The organism is Gluconobacter sp. R75690 (assembly GCF_015244525.1).
Lineage (GTDB): Bacteria > Pseudomonadota > Alphaproteobacteria > Acetobacterales > Acetobacteraceae > Gluconobacter > Gluconobacter potus.
In genome coordinates this window covers 119,310-129,042 of the sequence record NZ_JABCQB010000010.1, presented here as the reverse complement: position 1 = coordinate 129,042, position 9,733 = coordinate 119,310, and the positions used below count along the sequence as shown (strand labels likewise).

General features: G+C 52.0%; 7 protein-coding genes and 2 pseudogenes. 1 reads left to right on the top strand and 8 read right to left on the bottom strand.

Annotated features, from left to right (window positions below; genetic code table 11):
• Positions 1 to 103: 103 nt before the first annotated feature.
• Together HKD27_RS12375 and HKD27_RS12370 are read right to left on the bottom strand one after the other, a co-directional pair.
• Positions 104 to 681: pseudogene (locus tag HKD27_RS12375) on the bottom strand (IS3 family transposase); the annotation flags it as partial.
• A gap of 63 nt (positions 682 to 744) precedes the next feature.
• Positions 745 to 891: pseudogene (locus HKD27_RS12370) on the bottom strand (transposase); the annotation flags it as partial.
• Between HKD27_RS12370 and HKD27_RS12365 the strand changes: the two are divergent.
• Positions 841 to 1,326, top strand: coding sequence for an SOS response-associated peptidase family protein (locus tag HKD27_RS12365; protein ID WP_228518565.1), 486 nt, complete (start codon positions 841 to 843; stop codon positions 1,324 to 1,326). The pseudogene HKD27_RS12370 and the gene HKD27_RS12365 overlap by 51 nt on opposite strands.
• Positions 1,327 to 1,339: 13 nt before the next feature.
• On the opposite strand, the gene HKD27_RS12360 is transcribed toward HKD27_RS12365, so the two are convergent.
• The 6 genes from HKD27_RS12360 to HKD27_RS12335 all read right to left on the bottom strand — a co-directional run bounded on the left by HKD27_RS12360 (position 1,340) and on the right by HKD27_RS12335 (position 9,476).
• The gene (locus HKD27_RS12360; RefSeq protein WP_194689988.1) at positions 1,340 to 2,431 is read right to left on the bottom strand and encodes a hypothetical protein; all 1,092 of its coding nucleotides are present in this window, start codon (positions 2,429 to 2,431) and stop codon (positions 1,340 to 1,342) included.
• Positions 2,432 to 2,436: 5 nt separating this feature from the next.
• Positions 2,437 to 2,838: a hypothetical protein gene (locus tag HKD27_RS12355; protein ID WP_197436614.1), complete on the bottom strand. Its 402-nt coding sequence runs from the start codon at positions 2,836 to 2,838 to the stop codon at positions 2,437 to 2,439.
• Positions 2,839 to 3,509: 671 nt separating this feature from the next.
• Complete coding sequence (locus HKD27_RS12350; protein ID WP_194689986.1) at positions 3,510 to 3,902, bottom strand: hypothetical protein; 393 nt, start codon at positions 3,900 to 3,902, stop codon at positions 3,510 to 3,512.
• 73 nt (positions 3,903 to 3,975) lie between these two features.
• Positions 3,976 to 7,092: an efflux RND transporter permease subunit gene (locus HKD27_RS12345; RefSeq protein ID WP_194689985.1), complete on the bottom strand. Its 3,117-nt coding sequence runs from the start codon at positions 7,090 to 7,092 to the stop codon at positions 3,976 to 3,978.
• A gap of 3 nt (positions 7,093 to 7,095) precedes the next feature.
• Positions 7,096 to 8,253, bottom strand: a complete 1,158-nt coding sequence (locus tag HKD27_RS12340) for an efflux RND transporter periplasmic adaptor subunit (RefSeq protein ID WP_194689984.1) — start codon at positions 8,251 to 8,253, stop codon at positions 7,096 to 7,098.
• A complete protein-coding gene (locus HKD27_RS12335; protein ID WP_370544271.1) occupies positions 8,250 to 9,476 on the bottom strand; it encodes a TolC family protein in 1,227 nt (408 codons plus the stop codon). The genes HKD27_RS12340 and HKD27_RS12335 overlap by 4 nt, the downstream gene beginning before the upstream one ends.
• Positions 9,477 to 9,733 lie beyond the last annotated feature (257 nt).

Sequence of the window (9,733 nt, the reverse complement as noted above, 5' to 3'; positions counted from 1 at the left end):
TTCTGCGGGCCGCAAGACGCTCAATCTGTCGAAACAGGCTCGTGCCGCCTGATCGTTCCTTTATTGTTCATGCCAAACGTTGTTTAGCGTACCATCCACACGATGGCCTCTGATAGATCGCCCGCAGCCCCATCGTCGCCATCAGCCGACGGACACGCTTGCGCCCGACATCATGGCCGAGCCGCCTGAGATGCCGGGTCATCTGCCGCGACCCGTAATAGGGTGTCTCAAGAAACTGGGCGTCGATCAGCCGCATCCGTTCAAGATTGCCCTCACTCTCCGGCACCGGCCGGTAATACACGGACGACCGGTTGAGTTGCAGCAGCGCGCATTGCCGCACCACGGAAAGCCGAGGCCGCTTCAGGTCGATCATTTGCCGCCTCTGAGCATGCCCAACCGCACAGAGGCATCCCGCAAAAAATCCCGTTCCACCAGCAATTGGCCAATCTTTGCGTGAAGTTTCTCCACGTCGGCCGGGCTGGCCGCCGCCTCCGGTGCCGCCTTGCCGGAGAAGATGCCCGCCATGCCCTCGACTGCCTGGCGCTTCCACTGGGCAATCATCGTCTGGTGCACGCCGTGCTTCGACGCCAACTCCGACAGCGTCTGCTCGCCCCGCATCGCCTCAAGCGCAACCCGCGACTTGAACTCCGCCGAATATCGTTTCCGCGTAACCTTGCCCATAAACCCGTCCTCTCTCAGGTCGGATTATAGCTTATCGCCCTGTCTGAAAAACCGGGTCCACCTCTCCATGCCGCCATATTTCGCGCGCCACCGGTAAAACGTGGCGTTGCTAATCCCATGCTCCCGGCACAGGTCAGGAACCGGGACACCGTCCTCAGCCTGGCGGCTCACACCCATGATCTGGGCGTCAGTAAAGCGATCACTCTTCATCAGAATCTCCTCAATTCTTACGCTGAGAAAATTCTCATTCAAAACTCACTCTTTTTATGGGGGGATTACCGCTGGCTGGGCGTTCCTCATCGCTGCGTAGTGCCGTTTACGGCCTTCTCGGAACAGGCGCGACAGGACGATGGATCGTTTCACCCAGTGTGGTTTGCCGCCGATGAGACGAAGCCTCTCCGCTTTTTTGCCGGGATCTGGACGTCCTGGACCTCGGTGCGCAAGCTCAAGGAAGGCGAGGTCACGGCCGATCTCTTCGGCTTCCTCACAACGGAAGCCAACGCGGTGGTCGCGCCCTATCATCCCAAAGCCATGCCCGTCATTCTGGAACGCCAGGAGGAGATCGAAACCTGGCTGACGGCCCCCATACCGGTCGCCCTGCAGCTCCAGAAACCGTTGCAAGAGGCATCCCTTCAGGTTCTATGAACAGACGAGGGGTCTAGCTGACCTTCTGTCCCTTGAGGCGGGCGATTAGCCGGGAGCTTCTCAACATGGCTTCATCAGCCTGTTTCATGGCTGCAGCCAGATCCTCATAGTCGAACTGAACCGGGTCCAACCGCGTTGGCGGCGGAAGCTGCGTAATCTCTTCCTCCGGGATTGATTGCGTCGTGAAAGGATCATCCTTACGGGGCCGGCCGTGCTTTCGGCCGGGAACGGGTCGTGTGGGAGGTTTCACGACGTCGCGGAGCGCTCCCATGCCGGCCAGACCAAACAGGCGATGAGCTCTCCGGTGCGTGACTTCCACTACAATGCCTCGGTCCTGGAATGCGCTGAGAAGCTGCAGTGCGCTTTTCATCGACATCCCCAGACGATCCGCCAGCATGGAGGCAGACACGAGCGGCTGGATCGCCAGCACATTGACCGCCTGGGGCGCACGGGAATGACGACGCTGTACGCCGCACTTCTCAAGCGCCTGTGTCCTGGCTCGCTCTAGCTGGTGCAGAAGATCATGCGTGTCCCGGGTTTCGGTTAGAAGAGCATCGAGCCACCGGCATAGCCAGGGCTTGATCTCCCAAGGCGTTCCCGGGGCGAGTGCTTCTATCCCGGTCAGGATCAAGGGCGTCCGGAGAATATCATGGGAGTGCCAGTACCGGCTTAACGCCGCGCAGAAGGGAGCACGGGGGTGACCGGCCTGTAACCAGCGATGAAAAGCGATCCCCGCATCAAGGATCGGTCCCCATCCTGATGACTGATCATTCAGGAACGCTTCGGCTTCGGTAATGGCACGCGCCTGCATAGCATCCGGGCGAGCGTACCAGCGCCAGAGCGTAAAGGCATGGGATGCCGCATCCACGGCCGTACCGCGTTCATAGCCGTCCTGGCCGACCACTTTCGGCACGAGGCCGTGCAGTTCGGCAACCAGATACCAGGGATCGATCAGCCAGCCGTCGACAGCGCTATGGCGCTGGATCGCATCCAGGCGTTGTCGGAACAGGACGGAAGGTACAGCGGAGCCACGTCTCAGCGCCTGATCCAGACGTCCCAGCTCAAGACTGAGACGGGTGAGCCTCTCGGCGAACGGAGGAACCATTGATCCTATGAGGCGTCGCTTTTTGGATAGTCTCCAAGATGGATCACCTTCCCGGACGCGACGAGTTCCGCGTAGTGCTGCTTTACGTCCGTAGGAAAAGACATTTTAAACACCTTTCCACCCATAGCTTTGACCTGATCCATCGAGATCGGATGAGGGTCGTCCCGGATCGTACCGATGATGATAGGTCCGACCATTTCTCCGCCAAGGCGGGCGTTTCCGCTCCCACCGGGAGCAGGGCCTTGGGCATGCACAGCTGACGATTTGGCGAGACTGGCTTTCAGAGCAGCGAAAGTCCGGAATCCGTGGCGTTGGGAGAGTTGTGCAAGAGCCTGCGTATAAGACAAAGCACCTGACCGGCTTTCCTGTCGTGCCTGCTTTTTGAGCTCTTCAAGGGAAATCGTCATTTGAATCCTCGACCGGAAGGATGAGTCACAGGGCCTGATTTGCGCCACACTCCGAACAGGATGTCATGACTGTTTGTCTGAGAGATTTTTCCGTTATTTCACAGGCCGGAAGGCGCGCTGTGTCTCTCGCCTATGAGCCTTCAATACCACCAAGCGGCCCGTAGCAACAGCATTCAAACACCCTAATATCCTCAAAAGGTAAGTCTCCGTCTTTTTTCTGAAAATCGCCCCCTTCCCGCCCCTATGTCCGTTAATTCTTATTATCGGACATAGGGGGTAGGGCACAAAAAAGACCCAAAAAGGTCTTTTCGAGGCGTTTTCCACGGATGCTCATGCAAGGACAAAGTCTGCTGCTGGAAAGACAGCCTGATCGTCTCTGGCCCTCTTTGCGAGAGACATTTTAACTCACGCAGGCTTGGAACCGTCTCTTTGCGTTGCAGCTGACTTGGGAGGCAAGCGGAATGTCGGCTATTGGCGAGGAAATAATCGTAAGTAGCCATTCCGGGTGTTGGAAACGCATAACCACTACACCTCCCTATCCGGTGATATAGTTTTTTGGATTCCCGAAGCCAATGACGATAGAAATCGAAATGCCTGCAGCACTTTTTGTGTAGGTATTTTAGGCGTATTAAAAATAAATATTATGAATTTTTGTCATAAAAATATTTGAATTACTGATTTTCTATAATTTCTTTTCCGAATATATATCCTAGATCATCTCTATGTATCTCTAAGGTAGATTTTATATCGCTTACCTTATACTTAATTTTTACCGACAAGTGACAAATATATTTTATTTCTAAAATTCCCTTCTTTTGACAAGAAAGTTCAGTTATCTCGAAAGTCGGATTCAAGCCCTGACGCATTTCTAACATTTCAATGCGCCTCAGGCGCTGCAGGCCGGTTTCTACGTTGGAAGCAGGAATAGGTTTATAAATATAGTTTACTAAGTAGTCATGAACCTCATCCACTGTCGGACTTTTCTGATGGCTTTTAATAAAAATTACTGCGAGAAAAAATAAAAATAAAATTGTAAAAGATATTTTTAATACTATTTTGTTCACAAAAAAAATTCCGTAAATAGTGTAATATAGAGCGATTATCTGATGATACTCGCTCTATCTGTGTGAGTTTTCTCTAGAGTCGGCTTCTTCTCCATTCGTCCAGCTTAACATACAGACTAGGTAAGACGAGAAGAGTCAGGGCCGTACATGACACCAGCCCTCCAATAACAACGGTTGCTAATGGCTTTTCGACTTCAGCCCCTTCGCTCATTGAAAACGCCATCGGAAAGAACCCCAGGCAGGCCACAGTAGCTGTAGCCATGACAGGGCGGAAACGCTCTTCAGCGGCCGCCTGACTGGCAACGCGCGCCGACAACCCTGCCGCTCGTTTTTCCCGAATGCAGGAAACAAGGACTACTCCATTCAAGGTCGCCACCCCGAACAAAGCAATAAACCCAATCCCAGCAGAGACGCTAAACGGCAGGGATCTTACCGTCAGTGCCAGGATACCACCCGTTGCGGCAAACGGCAGATTCAGGAAGACCAGGCCCGCTACCCAGATATCCCCAAACGCGAACACCAACAGAAAGAAAATAAGCGCCAAGGTAATCGGTACGACAATCTCCAATCGAGCAACAGCTGACTGGAGATTACGAAACTGCCCGCCCCATTCAACACGATATCCATGAGGAAGTTTAAGTTGCTGACCAACGGTCGTCTGAGCTTCCTGTACGAACGAACTCATATCGCGCCCGCGCACGTTCGCCTGCACCATCATCCGTCGCTCCCCCTGATAGCGGCGGATGGCCGCTGGCCCATCAGTCAGGGTGATTTTAGCGACCTGAGACAATTCAACCATCTGGTCATCTCGTGTCGCGACCGGGAGGCGTTTGATATCATCAAGAGTACGCCTTTGCGGAGCGTCGATCCGCACTTCGGTTGGAATTAAAGCATCACCCGTTGAAACCGGCGGCCCGACGTGTCCGCCGACGGACTCGACAACATCAAGAATAGCCGCTGTATCCACATTGAGCCGACCTGCGGCTGTTCGATCCACATCAATATGAAGATATGGAATCGTCCCAACGTCCTGGGGAGCGACGTCCGCCGCACCGTTAATCCTGCTGACAATATCTGCCGTTTGTTGTGCCAGTTCCTGTAGCCGGCGAATATCAGGGCCGTAGATGCCGATTGCAATCTGTGAGCGCACTCCGGCCTGCATGTCATCCATGCGCATTTGAATGGGTTGGCTCCACGAAAAAAGCGAGCCGGGATTATTCTGGCGCAGTGCTGCGTCAAAAGCCCTCACGAGCCCTTCCTGGGATTGTGCAGTCTTCCATTCTGATCGTGGCTTGAGCAGAACATAACTGTCAGTTTGCTCTACACCCGACGGATCCGTCGGAATAGCAGACGTGCCTGTGTTACTCACAATCGTTCGTATGTCGGGAAAGGTCTTCAGCGTTTTCTCGATTGCTGTCACTTCATGAATTGAAGCCCCTAACGAGATCGCCGGAAGACGCGTTGACGTGACAATCAAATCACCCTCCTGGAGTTGTGGGATGAATTCTCCTCCAAGGCGCGTCGCCAAAAAGACAGATACAAGCAGAATACCGACTGCAACCATGAAAATCTGATTTGTATGCGTGCGACAGTATCGCGCTACCGGGTTAAAGCCACGCCTTAGAAAGGCGATAAATCGTGTGTCATGGCTCTCAACACTGAAGGCATGTTCCTGCCCTTCAGGTCCAGTTGCTGTATCAGCGCTTCCTGAATGACCCTTCATGATCATCGCACATAAAGCGGGCACGCCCAAAAAAGCAAAGACCAGAGAAGCCAGCAATGCCAGGATAATGGTTTCTGCCATCGGTCGAAACATCCGCCCTTCGACACCTTCCAGTGTCAGGATCGGCAGATAGACCAGCATGATGATAAACACGGCAAAAATCACAGGCCGCGCGACAGAGGCCGTCACTTTGGCCACGCGCTCCTGCAGAGTCAGCTCCGCAATAACGGAAATACTCAGAACGCCTTCGACAATGACAAGTGCACTATCGACAATCATTCCAAAATCTATGGCCCCAAGACTGAGAAGATTGGCCGAAATACCAAGATGGTGCATCCCAACCATTGCAGCCAGCAGAGCAAAAGGGATGATGGACATGATGACCAGAGAAGCCCTCCAGTCTCCAAGAACGACAAGCAGCACCACCAGAACAAGCAACGCGCCCAATGCAAGGTTTTCCTTGACGGTATCAATCGTCACATCTGTCAGCGTTGTACGGCTGTAATAAGGCTCCAGGGTGATGCCCTCTGGGAGTGTTTTTTGAAGCGTTGGGAGAATTCTGTTTAACCGGTTGAGCGTGTCACGGGCACTTGCGCCTTCCTGCAAGAGAATAACTGCATTCACAGCTTCTCCTTTACCATCCCGTGTTACAGCTCCTAGCCTTGGAAGCGCACCTTTGCGGACAGTGCCAATATCCCTGATATGAACAACTTCTCCGTTTGGACCACTTTTGACCTGAATTTCTCCCAGCTCCTTGAGGTCATCGATAAGTGAACGCCCCACAATAATGTGCTGCTCATCGTTATGCTCTATCCACGCCCCCCCCGCAGCTTCATTGCCAGTATCGACAGCTTTGAAAACATCTGAAACGGACACATTGAACCGACGCATAGCCATTGGATCGAGCGCGACTTCGTAGGTCTCCGACGCGCCACCATTGACGTTAACATCCACCACCCCAGGAACCAGTCGCAGCTTGGGTACAACGGACCAGTTCAGAATACGGTTCAGATCTGTAAGAGACTGGCCTTTCCCTTTTATCTCCAGTTGCATGATTTCACCCATGCCTGTGGCCATTGGCCCCATGCTAATGGAGAGGCCGTGAACTGAAATGGTATTTTTTGCTTGATCCAAAAATTGGGACACCAGGTCCCGATCGCGATAAATACTCGTGTTGTCATCGAATTGAAGGTACAGAACCGACACGCCTGTGCGGGAGACCGATCTGAGATTTTTTAACCCGACAACCCCAGATAGTACTGTCTCAATAGGGAATGTAACAAGCTTCTCCACCTCTTCCGTCGGTAATCCAGGGGCCTGAATGGAGACCAGAACCTGACGTGGAGAAATATCTGGAACAGGCTCTACGGGAAGAGAGCGAAGATCGAGAAGACCTGCCACCATCAGAAGAAGAATACAGCCCAGAATTCCTTTCCGGCCTTTGACGACATGCAAAAAGAAATTCATGATCTAGTCCCGTGCTTCGGAATGATCAGGCGTCGGCGCCAGAAGATATTGCGACTTGAGGACAAAGCTTCCTTGTGAGACAACTTTCTGCCCAGACTTGAGACCCTCTGTCACCAAAGCTTTTCCCTCAAGAGTAGTCGCGACAGTCACATTCCTCGGAACAAATTCATGATCTGATTTTTGAACAAAGACACAATTTTCTCCATTCAATGTCTGAATGGCGGCTTCTGGAACAAGAACGCCGGAGACACGATTTCTTGTCATCAAACGAGTTTTTACAAGCATATCAGGACGCAAAATCATATCAGGATTTGTTACGAGGCTACGCACCAGAACATGTCTGGTTCCGGGCTCAATACTGGCCTCGATAAGAGTAATATTTGAAGAAATAGGATCCTGATTTGCAGAGATGTATGTTAACTGCTGCCCCCCAGCAGCCAACAGTCCAGCTTTCTGTGGATCAACCTGCGAGATGACCCAGACCTGCGAGAGGTCGTCAATTTCAACAGCCGGTAAGGCTGTATTCGAAACACTCTCTCCCTGCGTCACTGAAATCGTACGGATAATACCGCTGATTGGAGATGTCACGGTAGAAACCAGACCTTCTCCTTTTTCCAACTGTGTCGAATACCGTGCGAGACGTTGCCGTTCCGTAGTTAACTCTGCCTGTCTCTGACGAACCAATTCACGTGCTGCTTTGAACGATGCGAAGCGTCGCTCTACTTCGCCGGAAGAGACAACGCCCCCCTCTAAAGCATGTCCACGTTTATAAATATCCGTTGCGTTACTTTCTTGCGCCAGGGCCTGCTGATAAGCCGCCTGTGCCTCGTTAGCTCTCTGTTCCTGATCTGCCAGGCTGAAATTTTCATACTTGAAAAGGGGGGCGCCTTTCTGGACTTTCTCTCCTGGCGTTACAAAGACTTCCTGAACACGGCCGTTTCCGACTGGGTGGATACGGGCGACATGGCGCTCATCAAGTGCGACATAGGCCGGAACATCCATATGATCAGACAGCCTTCCGGCTATCGCCGTAGAGATCACAATATTTTCCGCTTTAAAAGCATCCGGCGAAATCTGAACGGTCTTTTCAGCCATGCCTACGCCAGGAAAGCACAAAGAACTCATGCCCAACAGGACAGACACAAAGATGGATTTTTTCAAGGGGTCTCTCCTGTCAGGAGCATCATTCTGATCATGGCAGTGTGCCAGACGACATTCGCCTGAGAGGCTCGTTGCTGCGCTTCCAGAGCGCTGCGGCGCGCACGGAGATATTCTATGACCGGCACCTCTCCGACCTTCCAGGCATTTTCAAGGTCGTTTGCGCGCTTCTGTAACGCGACATTGGTCGCTTCGCTGTGCTGCATGATTGTCAGCGACGAACGAAATCGGGTGTGAACCTGTCGATATTCGGTCTGAACTTTTCTGCGCGCCAGAATGGCATCCCGGTCTGCCGCCGCCATAGCCCTGACCGCTTTCATTTCCATGGGAGTATTTCGGGCTGCACTTGGTAGAGGGATTTGAATCTGAACTCCTACCTGCGTATCCCACGGACTTTGATACTGTTCCTGCCGACTGACCATGACACCCAAACGCGGATTGGGGATTTTGGAATGACGCGCAACTTCATAGGATGCTTTTGAAACACCTCTTATGGCCTCTGCCAGCCTGACTCTCGGATCTCGTTCAACGTTCAGAGCCATGTTACGCCCATCCAGGATATGTCCTGAAAGAGACAGAAGATCAGGAATATCCTCGTGTCCGGTCAGAGCTTCAAGATCGGCTTTGATACCGTCCAAAGATTGAACTGCATCCGAAATCCTGCCTTCAAGGGTTTCTTTCTCTGCGACAATCGCCTCGTTATCAGAGCCGGACAGTTCACCATTCTGATAGGCAACTTCAGTGACGTGAGCGATATTTCCCAGCAGGGAATCGGCATGACGTAAATTTCGAATGGTTTCCTGCTGAAGTGTCGCCTCGCTGGTCAGCGTAACGATACGGACAGCCGTTACCAGTTTTTCGACCTGAGTGTTGGCGTCGGCAACTTCCTGATTTCCAAGTGCTTCATTGGCAATCGCGCGGCTTTGTCCTGGCAGCCACAAAGGAAAATTTATATCACCTTGGTACGTTGTATAACCGACTTTGCTACCGATAAAATGATCGTCAAGATACTCGCCTGTAATAGTGGGGCTGTCAGGAAACCAGGCACGTGCCGCTTTGGCCTCTTTCCTGGCTGCAAAAGCATCCGCATGAAAAGACGACAGCCTCGGATCTGCTTGCCAGGCCAAGTGAATGGCATCATGAAGTGTTTCTGCTCCAGCCTGCGAAAGACCACTTAGTAAAAGGAGAGAGAAGCTCAGATAATATATCGACAGAGGAATTTTCACGAATATGGGTCTCTCGAAGATGCAAGATCTTCAAAATTCATACACACGCAATGGCTTCTTTATTTTTCAAAGAATGTTTCACTATTAATAATTTTTTTATAGAATTGATTGGATTTTATGCTCGTGCATAAGGCACATCGAGGATGTTATAATAAAATTACTATTTTCTGATCTGGAAATTTGCCCATATCAAGTACTATGCGAATTTTTTAATATTACTGTCCAATAACTCGGTGCTCCCTATGAAATACACGGAC